At 68.4% G+C, this 17389-nt stretch carries 15 protein-coding genes; 9 read left to right on the forward strand and 6 right to left on the reverse strand.

Annotated features, from left to right (window positions below; genetic code table 11):
• Positions 1–5: 5 nt before the first annotated feature.
• Complete coding sequence (locus tag FDA38_RS00775) at positions 6–473, reverse strand: type II toxin-antitoxin system VapC family toxin (protein ID WP_233714444.1); 468 nt, start codon at positions 471–473, stop codon at positions 6–8.
• The gene (locus FDA38_RS00780) at positions 463–690 is read right to left on the reverse strand and encodes an AbrB/MazE/SpoVT family DNA-binding domain-containing protein (protein ID WP_130445939.1); all 228 of its coding nucleotides are present in this window, start codon (positions 688–690) and stop codon (positions 463–465) included. Before FDA38_RS00780 ends, FDA38_RS00775 begins: the two co-directional genes overlap by 11 nt.
• A gap of 111 nt (positions 691–801) precedes the next feature.
• Here FDA38_RS00780 and FDA38_RS00785 point away from each other — a divergent pair, with 111 nt between their 5' ends.
• Complete coding sequence (locus FDA38_RS00785; protein WP_233714445.1) at positions 802–1818, forward strand: PseG/SpsG family protein; 1017 nt, start codon at positions 802–804, stop codon at positions 1816–1818.
• Here FDA38_RS00785 and FDA38_RS00790 read toward each other — a convergent pair.
• Positions 1811–4039, reverse strand: a complete 2229-nt coding sequence (locus FDA38_RS00790; protein WP_137252143.1) for a hypothetical protein — start codon at positions 4037–4039, stop codon at positions 1811–1813. The genes FDA38_RS00785 and FDA38_RS00790 overlap by 8 nt on opposite strands.
• Positions 4040–4135: 96 nt before the next feature.
• On the opposite strand from FDA38_RS00790, the gene FDA38_RS00795 reads away from it, so the two are divergent.
• From FDA38_RS00795 to FDA38_RS00815, 5 genes are read left to right on the forward strand one after another with little or no spacing between them, the layout of a single operon-like run.
• On the forward strand, positions 4136–4888 hold the full coding sequence (locus FDA38_RS00795; RefSeq protein WP_137252144.1) for an N-acetyltransferase: 753 nt from the start codon (positions 4136–4138) through the stop codon (positions 4886–4888).
• A gap of 48 nt (positions 4889–4936) precedes the next feature.
• Positions 4937–7219 (forward strand): glycosyltransferase family 2 protein, encoded by a 2283-nt coding sequence (locus FDA38_RS00800; RefSeq protein WP_137252145.1) that lies wholly within the window; start codon positions 4937–4939, stop codon positions 7217–7219.
• The gene (locus FDA38_RS00805; protein WP_137252146.1) at positions 7219–8043 is read left to right on the forward strand and encodes a DNA replication complex GINS family protein; all 825 of its coding nucleotides are present in this window, start codon (positions 7219–7221) and stop codon (positions 8041–8043) included. The genes FDA38_RS00800 and FDA38_RS00805 overlap by 1 nt, the downstream gene beginning before the upstream one ends.
• Complete coding sequence (locus FDA38_RS00810; protein ID WP_137252147.1) at positions 8036–9733, forward strand: hypothetical protein; 1698 nt, start codon at positions 8036–8038, stop codon at positions 9731–9733. The genes FDA38_RS00805 and FDA38_RS00810 overlap by 8 nt, the downstream gene beginning before the upstream one ends.
• The gene (locus tag FDA38_RS00815; protein ID WP_137252148.1) at positions 9730–11877 is read left to right on the forward strand and encodes a glycosyltransferase family 2 protein; all 2148 of its coding nucleotides are present in this window, start codon (positions 9730–9732) and stop codon (positions 11875–11877) included. The genes FDA38_RS00810 and FDA38_RS00815 overlap by 4 nt, the downstream gene beginning before the upstream one ends.
• Here FDA38_RS00815 and FDA38_RS00820 read toward each other — a convergent pair.
• Positions 11874–13364 carry a class I SAM-dependent methyltransferase gene (locus FDA38_RS00820; RefSeq protein WP_233714446.1) on the reverse strand — a complete coding sequence of 497 codons (1491 nt, stop codon included), beginning with the start codon at positions 13362–13364 and terminating at the stop codon, positions 11874–11876. The genes FDA38_RS00815 and FDA38_RS00820 overlap by 4 nt on opposite strands.
• 62 nt (positions 13365–13426) lie before the next feature.
• On the opposite strand from FDA38_RS00820, the gene FDA38_RS00825 reads away from it, so the two are divergent.
• Together FDA38_RS00825 and FDA38_RS00830 are read left to right on the forward strand one after the other, a co-directional pair.
• Positions 13427–13771, forward strand: coding sequence for a hypothetical protein (locus tag FDA38_RS00825; RefSeq protein ID WP_137252150.1), 345 nt, complete (start codon positions 13427–13429; stop codon positions 13769–13771).
• Positions 13768–14139, forward strand: coding sequence for a hypothetical protein (locus FDA38_RS00830; protein ID WP_137252151.1), 372 nt, complete (start codon positions 13768–13770; stop codon positions 14137–14139). The genes FDA38_RS00825 and FDA38_RS00830 overlap by 4 nt, the downstream gene beginning before the upstream one ends.
• On the opposite strand, the gene pseI is transcribed toward FDA38_RS00830, so the two are convergent.
• Together pseI and FDA38_RS00840 are read right to left on the reverse strand one after the other, a co-directional pair.
• Complete coding sequence (gene pseI / locus FDA38_RS00835; RefSeq protein WP_137252152.1) at positions 14136–15185, reverse strand: pseudaminic acid synthase; 1050 nt, start codon at positions 15183–15185, stop codon at positions 14136–14138. The genes FDA38_RS00830 and pseI overlap by 4 nt on opposite strands.
• Positions 15185–15688, reverse strand: a complete 504-nt coding sequence (locus tag FDA38_RS00840) for a GNAT family N-acetyltransferase (protein WP_137252153.1) — start codon at positions 15686–15688, stop codon at positions 15185–15187. Before FDA38_RS00840 ends, pseI begins: the two co-directional genes overlap by 1 nt.
• Before the next feature lie 84 nt (positions 15689–15772).
• On the opposite strand from FDA38_RS00840, the gene FDA38_RS00845 reads away from it, so the two are divergent.
• On the forward strand, positions 15773–17344 hold the full coding sequence (locus tag FDA38_RS00845; protein WP_137252154.1) for a glycoside hydrolase family 10 protein: 1572 nt from the start codon (positions 15773–15775) through the stop codon (positions 17342–17344).
• The last annotated feature ends 45 nt before the right edge of the window (positions 17345–17389 follow it).

Genomic DNA, 17389 nt, shown 5'->3' on the forward strand with positions numbered 1-17389 from the left:
CTGTCTCAGCCCGGCGTGATCAAACGTACGCTCGGGAAGTAGAAGCGGAACGGGCGTGGGTCGCGGGTGATGACGTCGTAGCGCTGCACGGCGGCGTGCGCGCCGATGTAGAAATCCGGCAGCGGCGAGGTCTTGGCGCCGCCGGCGCGGCGGTAGGTGACGAAGGCGCGCGCGGCCAGGAAGCCGGCCGGGAACGGCAGCGGTTCGCGCCGGAAGTCGCTGACCGGCAGCGCGGCGTCGACCTCCTCGATCCGGTCGAACCCGGCCGAGACCTCGGCGTACACGATCGGGTTGATCACCAGCTCGCCCTGGTCGCGGGCGCCGGCCACCGCGGTCGCGGACCACTCGCCCCAGTCGCGGTCGTCGGTCAGGATGTCGAGCAGCACGCAGGTGTCGATCAGCGACACGCGCTCCTCGGACTGCTCTGCCCGGCGGCGCGGGCCGAGCAACTTGTCGGGGCGATCACTCGCCACGCAGCAGCTCCATCAGCTCCTCGGTGCTCATCCCGCCGGTCGCCCGGCCGCGCATCTCCCGGACCAGCCGCTGCCCGCGGCTCTCGGCCTCCTCGACCCGCACGATCCGCAGTCCGTCGGCCGCCTCGATCACGGTCACTTCGTCCCCCTCGTGGAGATGGTGCTTGCGCCGGAGCTCGGCCGGGATCGTGACCTGGCCCTTGCTGTTCAGTCGCATCGTAGCCTCCCACGTATTACTTCTCCTACGTACTACTAGTCTATCCACAAGTGCGGATTCTCACCCCGGCCCGCCCCCGGGAACCGGATATGCAGCCGATACGGTCTGGGCGTGAAGCGCGTCGGGGTGCGATGTGATGTGGGGCCGGCCCGGGGCATCGGGCACGTGATGCGCTGCCTGGCGCTCGCCGAGGAGGTACGCCGCCGCGACGTCGAGCTGATCTTCCTCTGCGACGCGCACACCGTGCCGTGGGCCGCCGACCAGATCGCGGCGCGCGGCATCGACGTACATCCCGCTGTGTGGACGCCCGCCGAACACCTGGAGCTCTTCGAACGGCTCGAGCTTGATGCGGTCGTCTTCGACTCCTATGACCTGGACGCTGCCGTCTACGCGGCCGCCCGGGTGCTTCCAACGCTGGCGATCGTCGACGGCGACTTCCGCGGCGCCGAAGCGGACGTCCTGCTCGACCAGAACCTCGCTGCGGAGCTCGACCACCCCACGCTGCCGCGGGACTCGGTCCGGCTGGCCGGTCTGCCGTACGTGATGATTCGCGACGAGATCCTCGACCACCGTCCCGCCGAGCCGCCCGCGGCCCGGCATTCCGTAGTACCGAAGGTGTTTGCGTTCTTCGGTGGCACAGATGCCTTCGGTGCCGGCCCGTACGTCGCCCGCGCGCTAGCGGCAACCGGTCTGCCGTTCGAGGCCACCGTGGTCGCGCCCAGTCCCGACCTCGCCGCTCAGATCGCTGCCGTCGAACTGCAAGCGCAGCAGCAGCTCCAGATCATCGGTCCGACCAATCAACTGGCCGCAGAGGTCCGTGCCGCCGACCTGACCATCAGTGCGTCGGGTACGTCGACCTGGGAGCTGCTCTGTCTCGGTGCGACGACCGGACTGGTCTGTGTGGTCGACAACCAGGTCATGGGCTACGAACGCGCTGTCGGTACCGGTGCGGCAGCTGGGCTGGGCTTGTTGAGCGCATTGCAGACAGACACGTCGTCCGCGGTCCCGACACTCAAGCGGCTGCTGTCCGACTCGGCTGAGCGTGGCCGATTGGCTGGTGCAGGGTGGGAGCTGGTCGACGGCCGGGGACGGGAGCGGGTGGCTGACGCCCTCCTGCAGCTCATCTGAGCTCGTAGACCGTCGCGTCCAGGGTGGCGTGTCGGAGGCGGACGAAGTTGCGGAGTGCGGGCGAGACCCCGCCGGCGCGGTTGTCGGCGTACAGCCAGCGCACTCCGGCCTGGCGTAGTCGCTCGATCGACGCGGGGGTCGGCGACTTGAAGGCGGTGTCGTTGGCCGCCAGTTCGCTGCTGTCCCAGTACGGGATCAAGCTCGGGTTGTCGCCGGTGGTGAGGGCTATGCGGTTGGCCTGATTGGAGTACGACCAGCCTTCGATCAGGACAGGGCGCTCCGACAGTGCGGCGAGCCAGAAGTGCCGGCTGTCGCAGAGGCCGTTGCGCTGGATGATGCAGTGCGCGTTCGTCGCGACCAGGTCGCCCGGTGTGCTGTTCTTCTGGAGCCACTGGGCAGCGCCTGCCTCAGCAGCCGTCGCACCGCCGCGGAACGGATGCGCGAAGACCAGATTCGACGCCTTGTCCGACACGAACGCCTGCAACGGCACCAGCGCCGCGCCGATCATGCACGCCGCGACCGCCGCACCGAGCAATGCCACGAAGAAGTTGCCCGGTCGCCGCGCCAGCTTCCAGACAACGGCCACCAGCACACCAACCACCAGGACAGCAGCCAGCGTCCACAGCCATGGCGCCTTGATACCGGGCAGCTCAGCGGACTGCCAACGAGCGATCGCCAGCGCCACCAGACCCAGCAGTCCGGCCGATCCCACGAGCACCACGGCCCGCCGATCGCCGAGTCGCCCGACCAGATTCGCCAGCCCGACGGAAGCCAGTACGGCGACCACGGGGAACGCCGTACGAAGGAAGTAGAGCTGGCTGACGCCCGACTGGGTGGTCAGCAACGTCCCCAGCAACCCGGCGACCACGAAGCCGGCCAGGAACACCGCACCGGTGTCCCGCCACCTCCGACCGAGGAAGAACAACCCGGACGCGGCCAGTGCCCAACTCAGCAGAGTCGTTGCCCCGGTCAACAACTGTGCGTGCGGGTTCGACATCAGCATCGGGTACGGCGCCAGCTGCACGAACGTCTCGAACGGCTTGATCTCCGTCCCCCACGTGCTCCCGCCGAAGATCGTGATCAACGCCGCCACGAACACCGCCAGCGACAGCAGCCCGCCGTAGAACGCAGGCCGGGTACTCCGCCGCGCCAGCCCCAACTGCAGGAACGCGAACGCGAACCCGACCCCCACCAGCGGCAGGATCGTCGACTTTGCTCCGGCCGCCACCAGCGCAAGCAGCACCAGCAACACCCATCGGCTGCGTTCCCTCCCGCCGGACCGCAGCAGGTCCACCGCCACGATGCACACGGCCAGTGCGATCAGTACTCCGAGGTTCTGCGTCGGACTGAGGTACGCCGCCACCGCAGTGGAGACGCCGCCCAGGCCAGCCCCGGCCAACGGCTGCATCGCGCCACCGAGGCCAGCGATGAACACAGCGAGCGGTCCGGCCCAGGTGGCGCCCGACTCCGCCGTCGGAGCGAGCCGACTGGTCAGCGCGAACACCAGCCCGCAGCCGGCGAGGAACAACGGCATCCAGGTCAGCGAATGGATCAGATCGGTCAGATCGATCCGCGTACCCCACTGCGTCGCGGCCGTCGCCTGGTGGAAGAACGTGTGGTACTTCATCGGCTCCCCGCCGAGCCACAACGTCGAGATCGGTACGTCGTACTTCGCGCTCGCCGCCAGCGCCTGCTGGAAGGCCAGATCCGGGTACGCACGCAGCGGATCGGTGTACGCCGGGAGGAACTGCCCCGGACCGCGCCGGTACACGATCAGCAGCACGACCGCGGTCGACGCCGCGAGCAGCCACGCCTGCAGCGGTCGCAGCGGCTTCTCGACCCGCCGCCAGACCCGCGCCCGGGCGTCACTGTCGACGAACGCGACCACCAGCACGACCGGCGCCCACACCCACGACCACGCCTGCAGACCGATCGACGCGCTGGCCAGATAGACCAGCACCTGCCCGGCCGTCCCGACCGCGAACCCCGCGGACAGGTCCTCCACCAGGTTGCGCCCGTACCCGCCGATCAGCCGCCACAGCGCGAACCCGGGCAGCAGGACCGCGACCCCGGTGAACAGCACGAAGCGGACCAGCTCGAAGAACGTCGCGTGCAGCGCGAGCAGGACGATCGCCAGGACCACGACAGCAAGCCCGGCGGCCAGACCGGAAAGGGAAGGCCCCGCAGTACGCGGCCCCCGCCGCCTCGCTCTCGCGCGCATGCCGTAACACTAATGTGAAATTCGTCCCGGAGCGTGCCCGGCGATTCACGGGTGGTCACCTCCGGCGTCACCGACATGCCTTAAGCTCGACGCCCTATGAGTTGGTACGACGCGCTCGAGGCCGGTGAACTGACCGTCCGGCCGTCCGTTGACGCGGCGAAGCGGTTCGGGGTCTCGATCGACCGGATGTCCGTCTCGGCCTCCGCCGGTACGCCGCTCGCCGAGGTGCTGGGTGCGGTCGAGCGGTCGACCGCGGACGTGATCGTGCTGCGCTACCCGGCCCGCGAGACCACCTGGTTCGCCGCGCTGGCCAGCGGCCCGCGGCAGGCGCTGCTCGCCGACACCGTCGTCTACTGGTCGCTGCCGACCGGCAAGGGCCGGCGTCCCGCGCCGCTGGCCGGCTTCAGTACGCAGCTCGAGCCGACGGTCGACGAGGACCTGGTCGACGACGTGGTCGCGGACGTCTTCGGCGACTCCGGCAACCACTACTGCTCCAACCCGATCTTCGACCGGACGCTCGCGCTGGCCGGTCGGCAGGACTGGGCCCGGCGGCGGATCGCCGAGGCGGGCGCCGTCGTACTGCGTGGTCCCGATCGGCGGGTGCTCGCGCTGGCGGCGGTCGACCAGCAGCGCTCGTGGACCGAGATCCAGGTGGCCGGCGTCGTACCGGCCGAGCAGGGCCGCGGCCGGTACGGCCACCTGCTGGCCGCGATCGAGGACGCCTGCACGTCCCGGCGGCTGGTCGTCTCGACGCAGGGTCACCTGACCGGCATCCAGCGGATCTGGGCCCGGTACGGGTTCGAACCCGTGCATAACCTCCTGACCGTTCACCTCGTTGCCGCTACGTAGGAATCCGCTGGGGGCCAGCACGTAGCTGTCGAGGGAGGAAACACCGGAGTGACGCCGCGGCTGAGCGTGGTGGTGCCCTTCTACGGCGTCGGTGAGTACCTCGGCGACTGTCTGGAATCGATCGCCCGGCAGGCCTGGACCGATTTCGAGGCGATCCTGGTCGACGACGGTTCCCCCGACGACAGCGCCGTCATCGCCAAGGACTTCTGCGCCCGGGACCCGCGGTTCCGGCTGATCCAGCAGGAGAACGCCGGCCCCGGTCCGGCCCGCGATCGAGGCATCAGCGAGGCGACCGGTGAGTACCTGGCGTTCGTCGACGGCGACGACCTGGTCTCGCGGTACGGATTCGCGGCCCTGGTCCGGACCTTGGACCGAACCGGTTCAGACTTTGCCGGCGGCAACGCGCGGCGGTTCAACAACAGCTTCGGGGTGCGGCCGTCGTGGCTGCACAAGCAGCCGTTCGCCCGGGTCCGGCACGCCACGCACGTGACGGAGTTCCCCGATCTGGTCCTGGACCGGATGCTCTGGAACAAGATCTACCGCCGCTCGTTCTGGACCGAGAACGGCTACACGTTCCCCCCGATCCGGTACGAGGACTACCCGGTCGCGCTCAAGGCGCACCTGGACGCGGTCACGGTCGACACGATCACGCAGGCCGTCTACTACTGGCGCGAGCGCGAGTCGGGCGAGTCGATCACCCAGCAGAAGTTCCAGCTCGGCAACATCCGCGACCGGGTCACCTCGGCGGGGATGGTGATCGACCTGGTCGAGGATGCAGTGCCGGTGGTACGTCGACGTACGCACGCGCACCTGGCGCAGATCGACGTACTCACTCTGATGTCCGCGTTCGGCACCGTCCCGGCCGAGGAGGAGCAGCATCTCGTCGAGCTGTCGCGTGAGCTGCTCGACCGGATCGACGGCGACGTGCTGGCGGCAACTCATCGCTACGACCGGATCCAGCACGCTGCTTTGCGTGCCGGGGACGTCGACTTGCTCAGGCGGCTCGCGGTCTTCCGCAACTCCGGCGGGCTTCGTGGCGGCGCACGGGCTGTTCCGCGCGCCCGGCGGTCGCGGCAGCTCGACTACAACTACCCGGGCCAGGGCGAGACCGTCGTACCGCGGCGGCTGTACGGGCTGCGCGAGCAGGACCTGACCCTCGCGACGAGCGTGCGCGAGGTCGTCTGGGTCGACGGCAAGCTGTCGGTCAAGGGCACCGCCGAGATCCGCCACCTCGAGACGGACCGATCGTCGAACCTGCAGATCGCGCTGGTCGTCGACGACACCTCACATCCTCTTGAGGTACGCCGGTACGCCGCGCTGGATCTGCACGGGGACAAGTCGCTCGTCGGCTTCGAAGTACTGCTGGATCGGGAGGTCCTCGCTCATTGCACGGGGGCTCCCGCGCACTTCGAAGTGCGGATGCGGTCGGGGCGGCGGGACCGGAAGGGCATGCTCGGCGGCCAAGGACCGGGGAGCCCTGGCTGGGCGCCGGGTGCGTGGATCGACGAGACGAACTGGATCCAGCCGGGTCCGGGTAAGTACGGCTGGTTCTCGCTGCGGCGGCTGACGGATCCGTGCCGGTTGACCGCGGTCGAGCACGCGGCCGACGAGTTGGTGCTGCATGGACGGGCGTCGTTCGACGAGCCGGAGTTGCACCTCAGCCGGCCGGTCGTCGGCGGTGAGGAAGAGATTCCGTTGGAGGTCGACGGGCATGATTTCACCGCCCGACTGCCGATCCGGGACATCCTCGCGGCGGCGAACCACGACGATCCGTTCGGGCAGCGGACGACCCGTTCGTTCCGCGTTCATGGTCCGGATCGGCAGGAGCGCGTGCTCCTGTGGACGGCGGGCGACTCGGCTGTCTCGCGCGTCATGGACGATCGGGTTGTCACGTTGACCCGGTCGACCGGCGGGTACGTGAACCTGCACGAGTCCCCGATCCGGACGACCGCGGCGCAAGCTGTTGCTGAAGGCAATCAGCTGGTCGTGCGCGGTTCGGAGGGTTGCGACGCCACTTTCAGCTGGCGGCGGTACCTGGCCGACTCCGACGATCACCTGGACGTCGCCTGCCGTCGTACCGTGTCGGCCGATGGCTGGTCGGCCGTGGTCGATGTGGAGTCGCTGATCCCGGTGACAGCGGTGAAGGTGTCCGTCGACCCGCTGGCGGCGTTGGCCGACTGGATCCTGTTCGCGACCTCCCCTGACGGTGCGGCGCACGCCGTACAGTGCGAGCCCTTCCTGTGCAGCCGGTTGCCGTTGGCAATCACTCACGGGACGCATGCGCTCGCAGTCCGACCCCATGCCGGCACTCTGCACGTCGAGGTGCGCTGATGCATCACCACAACCATTACTACGGTCAGACGCACATCCTGTCGCGGTACGCCGGGTTCGACTTCGACCACCCGCCGCGGTTGCGGGGGTACCTGCAGCACGGCTGGAACATCGGCTGCGGCTGGAACCCGGTGCACGAGTTCTACGACGGCGCCTGGCGGTTCACCTGGAGCGATGCGCCGCGTCGTCGCGGGCACGCGCTCGGCCGGCGGAACTACCACAGCATCGGGGCGCCGTTCCTGTACCTGATGGAGCTCGAGCCGGAGAAGGAGGAGCCGGTCGAGCGTGAGGGCACGCTGTGGTTCCTCTTCCACGGGTGGGAGGGCGGCAAGATCCACGGCGACCACCGGCGGCTGATCGACGAGATCCGTGAGACCGAGCCCGGTCCGGTGACGTTCAGCCTGTACTACACGGAGTACGACCGGCCCGAGGTACGCGGGTTCTACGAGGACGCCGGATTCCGCGTGGTGTCGTTCGGGCGGCGCGGGTTCTCGTACGAGGGGACCGATCGGCGCTTCCTGTTCAAGCAGCTCGCGGAGTTGCGCAAGCACAAGCGGGTCGCGGCCAACCGGCTGTCGACCGCGATCTTCTACGGCATCGCGGCCGGCTGCGAACCGGCGGTGTACGGCGACCCGATGGAGATGGAAGGCGAGAACCCGTTGTTCGGCGGGCAGAGCCGGATCGAGCGGCTGTGGCCGGAGATGCTCGGCAGGTCGATCGACGTGGAGGCCGCGCGGGCCACCACCGACCTCGAGCTCGGGAAGCCCTGGATGATGCCGGCCGCGGAACTGCGCAGCCTGTTCGATTGGAGAGAGCGTGTCTGAGCTGCAGGTGGTCCGGGGCGAGATGCAGCCGTGGACCGATCACACGACGCCGCGGCCGGCGCTCGCGGCGCTGCTGACCGACGTCGTCCCGGCCAACCGCCGGACGCTGATCCTCGGGCCGCACGCGCCGCAGCAGATCGAGTCCGTGCTGGCGCACTCCGCCGACGTCACGATCCTGGTCCGCTCGGTCGCCGATGCGCAGCAGCTCGGCGAGGACTTCGGCCCGTGCCTGCAGGTGATCGCGGGCGCGCTGGACGGGTTGGAGGTCGAGCCGTACGACGTGATCATCGCGACCGACGGACTCGATCGAGTGCTCGGGTACGACAGCGCCGACCTGTCGTGGACGGAGCGGTTGGCTGCCCTGTCCCGGCTCGCGACGGCGGATGCGGTCGTCGTACTCGCGCTGGAGAACGAGTTCTCGCTGCTGAACCTGCTGGACAGCCGGCCCGCGCACGAGCGGCACGGCGACGACGAGTGGCGCCCGCTGCACGACGACCCCACGCGCCCGGTCTCGGTCGACCAGCTGAAGGCGGCGCTGCCGTGGCGCGCCGAGGTGTACGCCGACTTCGCGTCGCGCACCTTCATCCGCGCCGACGTCGCTGGCTCCGCTCGCCCCGGCGAGCTGCCCACCCGGCTGGCGATCGGTGCGCTCGAGTCCGTCGACGTACCGCTCCTGTCACCGCCGAACGAGGGTGTCGACACAGCTGCCCGAGCCGGGTTGCTGGCCTCGGTCCCCACCGGTTGGCTCGCGATCTTCGGCGCCCAGCCGTCGCACGACATCTACACCCAAACCGCCCAAGCAGTCCTCACCGCCGACGAAGACCTCACCGGCTGGTCCACCACCAGCACCATCGGCCCCGCCACCCCTGACTCTTCTGCGCCCGTCGAACTTCCCTATGAGAGTCTGCTGCTCTTCGACCCGTCTGTCGTCCCCGCCACCGTCCCGCCGGGTGTCTCGGTGGAGACCGTGCTCTTCCGGCTCGCCGCCGCCGAGGACGTCCCCGCCTTCCGCAAGTTGGCCGCCGACCTCGGCGAATGGGTAACCACCTCGCGCATCATCGTCCGCTGGGACGACATCGTCTTCGACGGCGAATCCTTCGCGTACGGCGTCTCCCCGTGGGTTGCCCACAACGAGGTGGAAAAGGACGATCTCCTGGCGGCAGCCTGGGTCCGCTTCCACGATCGCCTGCTCGGCCAGCACCGCCGCCACCCGTGGCCGCCGTGGATGCTCGGTGACGACCTCGTCTCCGCCTGGCTCGGCATGTCCGGCATCGAGCCGCCCGAGCAACTCCAGGCGACGTCGCCCGACACCGCTCCCGCGACCGCCCAACAGGTTGCCCGTGGCAAAGAGCTCGCAGCAGCGCTCGACGTAGTACTCGAGACCCGCAAAGCCACCATCGACGTACGCACAGCCCTGGCAGAAGCTGAAGAAGCCAAGCAGGAGCTGTTCGAGCTCAAGGGCCACGTCTACGGCCTCGAACGCACGCTCGGCTTCCGCAACAAGGCGATGAAGACCCGCGAGAACCGCATCCGCGAACTCCGCGGCCAGCTGCAGCGGCTCACCACCGCCCACGAGCGGATCCGCGATTCCCGCACGTACGCCGTCTCGCGGGTGATCTTCCACGCCGCGCAGGTCCGCAACCCCAAGACCGTTGCCCGCAAGGTCGCCCGCCGGATCCGGAAGCGATGAGCGGTCCGCGCCTGAGTGTGGTGGTGCCGTTCTACAACGTCGGCGCGTACATCGGGGACTGCCTGAACTCGATCGCGCGCCAGACCTGGGGCGACTTCGAGGCGATCCTGGTCGACGACGGTTCGCCGGACGACAGCGCTGTGATCGCGAAGGAGATGTGCTCCCGCGACTCGCGGTTCCGGATCGTCGAGCAGGACAACGCCGGGCTCGGTCCGGCGCGCAACACCGGGGCGGAGCACGCGACGGGGGAGTACCTCACGTTCGTCGACAGCGACGACCTAGTGACCCGGCACGGGTTCGGGCTGCTGATCAAGGCGCTCGACCGGTCCGGTTCGGATTTCGCCGGCGGCAGCGCGCGGCGGTTCAACAACAGCTACGGCGTACGGCCGTCGTGGCTGCACGGGCAGACGTTCACCGAGGACCGGTTCGCGACGCACATCTCCGAGACACCGCAGCTCGTGCTCGACCGGATGGTGTGGAACAAGGTCTACCGCCGGTCGTTCTGGGACGAGTACGACTACCGCTTCCCGGCGATCCGGTACGAGGACTACCCGGTCACGCTCAAGGCGCACCTCGACGCGGTCACCGTCGACACGATCGCGGCGCCGGTCTACTTCTGGCGCGAGCGCGAGTCGGGCGACTCGATCACACAGCAGAGGTTCCAGCTCGCGAACATCCGCGACCGCGTCGTCTCCGCGGGCCTCGTGCTGGACGAGATCTCGGATGCCCTGCCGGAGATCCGGCATCGGGTGCACGCACACTTCCGCCAGATCGACCTGCACTCGATCCTGTCGGCCTTCGGCACCGTCCCGCCGGAGGAGGAGCAGCACCTCCTCGAGCTGACGAGCGAACTCCTCGGCCGGCTTGACGACGCCGTACTCGAGACCGCGCCGCGAGTCGCCCAACTCCAGTTCGACGCTCTCCGCGCGGGTGACGTCGAGCTGCTGCGCCTGGTTGCTCTCGACCCGCAAGCCGCGGAGGAGCAACTGCCGCTGTCCAAGACCGACTTCACGCTCGCGACCAGCATCCGCGACGTGACCTGGATCGACGGCGAGCTGTCGGTGCGGGGCACCGCCGAGATCCGTCACCTGCAGTCGAAGCCGTCGAGCCTCCGGATCGGCCTCGTCATCGCCGGCCGGAACTACCGCCTTCCGGTACGGCGGTTGCCGGCGACCGACCTTCGCGGCGAGGAGAGCCTGGTCGGGTTCGAGGTCCGCGTCAGTCGCGAGCTGCTGGCCAAGTGCCCGGCGGGGCCATCGCACTTCGACGTACGGATGCGCGTCGGCGGGATCCGCCGCCGGGACATGCTGCGTGGTCAGAAGGCGGGCAGCCCGGGGTGGCCGCAGGGGATGTGGATCGACGGGACCAGCTGGATCCAGCCGGGTCCGGGCAAGGAAGGCGCGTTCGCCGTACGGCGGTTGGCGGATCCGTGCCGACTGACCTCGGTCGAGCAGACGCCTGATGCCCTGGTGCTGCATGGCCGGTCGGCGTTCGACCAGCCGTCGTTGTTCGTCAGCCGGCCGTTGTCGGGCGGTGAGGAGGAGCTGCCGCTCGAGGTCCACGGCCGCGACTTCACCGCGCGACTGCCGATCCGGCCGATGCTCGAGGAGATCAACCCGGACGATCCGTTCAGCCAGCGGACGACCCGGGCGTTCCGGATGCGCGGGCCGGAAGGCCGCGAGCAGGTGCTGCTGTGGACCGCGGGTGACCGCTTGGTCTCACACGCCGAAGGCGGTCGGGTGGTGATGCTGACCCGGTCGACCGGCGGGTACGTGAACCTGCACGAGTCCCCGATCCGGATGACCGCCACCGCCGCAGTTGCTGCTGGCAACATGTTGGTTGTGCGAGGCCCCGATTGGGGTGACGTCGACTTCAGCTGGCGACGGTACCTGCCAGATTCCGACGATCACGTGGACGTTGCGTGCCGTCGTACTGTCTCCGATGACGGCTGGGCCGCCGTTGTCGAGATGGCGGCGCTTGAGCCGGCCGACTGGATCCTGTTCGCGACGGCGCCGGACGGTACGTCGCATGCGGTGCAGTGCGAGCCGTTCTTGTCCAGCCGGTTGCCGTTGACGATCACGCGTGGCCGGTGCACGTTCGCCGTACGGCCGCTTGCGGGGACGCTGCATCTTGAAGTGAGCTAGCGCCTCGCTACCAGCAGCTGGTGGGTGACCGGCCAGTCGACGGGGTCGCCGGTCGGGGTGGTGATGGAGGCGACCGGGGCGATGCGGTTGTCGATGACCCAGTCGTTGCGCCAGGCGTTCGAGGCCGGGTCGATGGTGAAGCCGGCGCGTTCGGCGACGGCGGACCAGCCGGCGAAGTTCAGGCCGCAGAACTGCTCGTGGGTCTCGCTCAGCCAGTTGTCGACGTAGTCCTTGCGGGTCAGGAAGTCCATCGCGTCGGCGAGTCGGAGTACGAGCCCGCCGGGGTGTTCGTCGTACTCGAACGGGACCTTGGCGTTGCGCCGGAAGTCGTGGGCGAACTGGAAGAACCGCGCGCGGGTCGAGAGTTTGGTGATGTACGCCGCGGGGTCGTTGAGCGCCTCGAGTTCGGTGATGGCGTCCGGGTTCTCGCCATCGCTGTCGTCGAGCTGCAGTACGACGGGACGGTCGGGCTCGTCGGGGCCGCAGACGTCGGAGTTGATCCAGATGCCGTGTGGGGCCGTGTGCGCGAAGAGGGCGTCGGCGAAGCGTTGAACGGTGTCGGGGCGGGATCCGTCGGCGTACGACCAGATCTCGTGGGTGAGTGCGAGTGTCAGGGTGGTGTCGATCGACCGCGGCGGGAAGACGGTCGAGCCGAGCATGTTGCGTTGGTAGAAGTAGACGTTGGGGTTGGTGAAGAGGCCTTGTTCTTTCTTGTGTACGCATTCGGCGTACAAATGCCGGGCGACCTCGACGCCGATCAGATCCGACTCGTGGAAACGTGGATCGGCATCGATCAGTTGTAGCGTCGCGCCGGTCGCGCAGCCGATGTCGAGAATGCGGCCGGGACGGACAAAGCCCTTGATTTGTTGCCATTTCCGGTCCGCGGCGGTTTCGAACGCGTCGGCGTACGTCTTGTAGTCACGGGTCGTGGTGAGGCCGCCGTCATCGCCCACGACCGGGTCATTCACACACCGCGCAACGTGTGCATCCAGGGCGTATCGCTCGAAGACATCCACTGTCGCCGGGTGTGCCAGTTCCTTCCACTGATCAGTGCCCGCAGCAATCATCAGCAACACGTCCCAAGGGTGGGCGACACCCTCGGGTTCGACCCCGATCACGCTGAATCCCAACCGCTCGTACAACTTGCTGACCGCCGGCGTCGAGCACGCCACGACTGTGTTGGCCGGCGTCAACTGCACCAAATCATCGGTCCCGGCCTCGATCGCCTTCACCGTCACCTCGGCGAACTCGTCCGTCGGCGGCGTATCCACCACCCCCACTACCAACGACCGAATCCCCGTCGCCACACTGAACCGCTCGATCGCCGCCTCCCGCCGATCGAACGCCACCGGATTCCGCTTCGTCGTCTGATGATTCGCCGACGTCACCGCCCACACGACAGTCCGCCCCGCAAACCGCTCCAGAAACTCCCCCTGAAACCGGGTCAACACATGGTGCCGCCCCGGAAACAACAAGTACTCGGTCACACCGCATCCTTCCCCGCTACCATGCCTCGACATCACATGATCCCAGGAGGAGGGGCCTCGGGATGCACCACCTGAAGCGCCGATCAGCTGTCGTCGCCTGCTTGCTGCTGGCCCTGTCGGCCTGCACCAACTCCAACGCTGCCTCCCCGCCGACACGGACACCACTGACTCCAGCCCCGTCCAGCACTTCGGCGTCGCCGGAGCCGACGATCTTCGTGCAGCCGTCGTACCGGTACACCGTGTTCGACTTCGAGGCCCTGCCGCCGGTGCGCTACGGGAGGTCCACTCTGGAGTGGTCGACCACCATCTGGCAGCAGAACCAGACGTGGACGCCGAGACCCGACCCGTTGGCCGGCCGCTCGGTCGAGCCCGAGGTCTGCCGGACCGTGACGCGCAGACCGGAATGACGGTTCCGGTCAACGGCGAGTACCCGTACAGCGGCGCCATCATCGTTGACCTGACCGGAGCAGCCGCGGACCGGTACATCGACCAGTACAGGACGACGCCCTCCGAGTGCGCGAACATCCTGGTCGACGGCACCGAGCGGGCGGCTGTTGTCGAGCGGTCGCTGCCGGGGTTCGGTACGCGGTCCCGTTATCTGACCCGCAGCTACCCGCTGGCTGGTGGGCGATGGACAGAGCGCATCCTGCTCTATCGCACCCCGACGTACCTGATGGATATCCGGCAGCACGGGCCAGGTGGATCCGACGCAGGCTTTCAAGCGTTCGCGCGGCAGGTTCGCGACCTTGTCCAGGCGAACCTGAAGGCCACCTAGAGCAGGTCCCAGGTCAGTGCGGTGCCGGCCTTGGTGTCTGCTCGGAACGGGCGGCCGTTGACCTGTTGGAAGAGGTCGGGGGCCAGGCCGCCGGCGGGGCGGATGGAGCGGACGTTCTCGGGGGTGATGGGGTCGCCGGCCCGGACGTCCTGGGTGACGTAGAGGGAGCGGCGGAAGCGGAGGACGTTCTCTTCGGCCTGTTTGGGGCCGATGACAGGCTTGCCGAGCGACAGCTGGGCGACGCGCGTGCTCTCGACCAGCAGCTCCAGCTCCCACGGCTCGAGCGAGAAGGCCGAGTCGACGCCCCCGTCGACCCGCTTCAACGTCACATGCTTCTCGATCACGGTCGCCCCGAGCGCCACAGCTGCCACTGCAGCGCCGATGCCCATCGTGTGGTCGGACAGACCGACCTGTACGCCGAGGGCGTCGCGCAGGACCGGGATGCCGCGCAGGTTCGACTGCTCCGGCGGGGCGGGATAACTCGCCGTACACGACAGCACGATGATCTTCTCGTTGCCGGTCGAGCGCGCCGCCCGGACCGCAGCGTCGATGTCGGTGAGTGTCGCGGAGCCCGTCGAGATGATGATCGGCTTACCGGTCTCCGCCATCCCGCGGACCAGCGGCAGGTCACCGATCTCGTTCGACGCGACCTTGTACGCCGGGACGTTCAGCTTCTCGAGGAAGTCGATCGCGGTCTGGTCGAACGCGGACGAGAACGCCACCAGCCCGAGCGACGTCGCCAGCTCGAAGATCGGCTCGTGCCACGCCCACGGCGTGTGCGCCTCCTCGTACAGGTCGTACAGCCGCGCCTCGCTCCACAGCTCGTGCTCCGCCGGCAGCCGGAACGCCGGCAGGTCGAGGTCGAGCGTCATCGTGTCGGCGGTGTACGTCTGCAGCTTCAGCGCCTGCGCGCCGGACTCCGCGACCGCCCGGACGATGTCCAGCGCCCGCGCCAGGTCACCGTTGTGGTTCCCGGACATCTCGGCGATGACGAACGGCTGGTGATCCGGTCCGACCGGCACACCGCCGATGTCGATGGTGCTCATTACTTCCCCTTGCGTCGATCCTGCTTGCGCAGGCTGATAGGTATCACGGTGAGCTCGCGGCCATCGGCGTACCGGACCTCCGGCGTACCTTCGACGAACCGGAAGCGCCGGTTCATCTGCCGTACGACGGCGTTGTGCTCGAGCACCTCACCGGTGAGTACGTCGAGGCCGAGCTCGTCGAACGCGTACGCCGTGGCCTCGCGCATCACCTCGATCCACGCGGGCAGCGTCTCGCCACGCTCGGCGAGCCCGTCGGCGTCCAGGAAGAAGCCCCACGCGCCCGACGAACCGTCGAGGTCGAAGAAGCTCACGACGCCGGCGGTCGCGCCGTCCCGTTCATAGATCAGGACCCGGCGGCTGGGGTCGACCGAGGTCTTCGCCCACCACGCTGCGTGCTCGTCCGCCGAGATCTCGTGCGAGGTGATGCTGACGTCGCGATTGGCCTGCTGGTTCCGCAGCCGCCGGATGATGTCGACATCAGCTTCAGTAGCGGTGCGCAGCATGTTCCTAACCTAGCGTCTTCTCTTCAAGCGCCTGTGTGTGTAAACATCTTTCGACTTCAGGTTGAACGACGGTCGGAGAGTGACATGAGAGTCTGGCGAGCGATGGGTGTCTTGGGTGCGACAGCGGGCCTGCTGATGAGCGGGCTGACCACTACGGCGTCTGCCGCGCCGGTCGACCAGCAGAACTGCGCGCCCAGCGCGACCACGCCGCTGCGGCAGTTCCGGGCGAGCTGGGTCTCGTCGGTGGTGAACATCGACTGGCCGTCGAAGACCGGTCTGAGCGCCGCGCAGCAGCAGTCCGAGCTGATCGGGTGGCTCGACGACGCGGTCCGGCAGCACCACAACGCCGTCGTCCTGCAGGTTCGTCCGACCGCGGACGCGTTCTGGCCGTCGAAGGTCGAGCCCTGGTCGCAGTACCTGACCGGAACCCAGGGCGGCGACCCCGGCTACGACCCGCTGGCGTTCGCGGTCGCCGAGGCGCACAAGCGGAACCTCGAGCTGCACGCGTGGTTCAACCCGTACCGGCTCTCGATGGGCACCGACCTCAACGCGCTCATCCCGACCCACCCGGCGCGGCAGCACCCCGACTGGGTCGTCACGTACGGCGGGAAGCTCTACTACAACCCCGGCATCCCGGCGGCCCGCAAGCTGGTCGAGGACGCGATCATGGACGCGGTCTCGCGGTACGACATCGACGGCGTGCACTTCGACGACTACTTCTACCCGTACCCGGTGGCCGGTCAGACGTTCGACGATGCCGCGACGTTCGCGCAGTACGCCGACGGCTACACCGACCTGCAGGCCTGGCGGCGGCACAACATCGACCTGCTGATCAGCGAGCTCAGCCAGAAGATGCACGCGATCAAGCCGTGGATCAAGTTCGGCATCTCACCGTTCGCGGTCTGGCGGAACAAGGCGACCGACCCGGAGGGCACCGACACCACGGCAGGCGTGCAGACGTACGACGACCTCGCGGCGGACACCCGCAAGTGGGTCCGCGAGGAGTGGATCGACTACATCGTCCCGCAGGTCTACTGGGCCGGCGGATTCGCGCCCGCCGACTACAACAAGATCGTCCCGTGGTGGGCCGACCAGGTCCGCGGTACGCACGTCCACCTCTACATCGGCGAGGCGACGTACAAGGTCGGTACGTCGACCCAGTCGCCGGACTGGTCCGACCCGCAGGAGCTGAGCGACCACCTGGCGTTCGACAGCGCGATCCCCGAGGTGAAGGGCAACATCTACTTCTCCGCCAAGGACGTCCGCGCCGACCGCCTGGGCGCGACCACCCTCCTCAACAACACCTGGTACACCAAGCCGGCCCTCATCCCCGCGATGCCCGCCCTCGACTCCCGCCCGCCCCTCCCGGCCCACGCAGTCCACGCCAGCCGCACCGCCGACGGCGTACAACTCAAGTGGTCCCGCACCTCGAAGGACACCACGTCCTACGCCATCTACCGCCGCGACCTCCTAGGCGGCGACCACTGCCCCGACAACGACGCCCGCAACCTCCTCACCACCGTCCGCTCGACGGGCGCCGCTCAGTCCTACACCGACCCCACCGCAACCCCAGGCAAGGCCTACCTCTACACAGTCACCGCCCTAGACCGCCTCGCCAACCAAAGCATCGCCATCCCCACCATCTCGCTCCGCTGAGATCTGCTAACGGTAGTGTTGAGGTCCTGCTAACGGTAGTGTTCG

Source organism: Kribbella jiaozuonensis (assembly GCF_005233875.1).
Lineage (GTDB): Bacteria > Actinomycetota > Actinomycetes > Propionibacteriales > Kribbellaceae > Kribbella > Kribbella jiaozuonensis.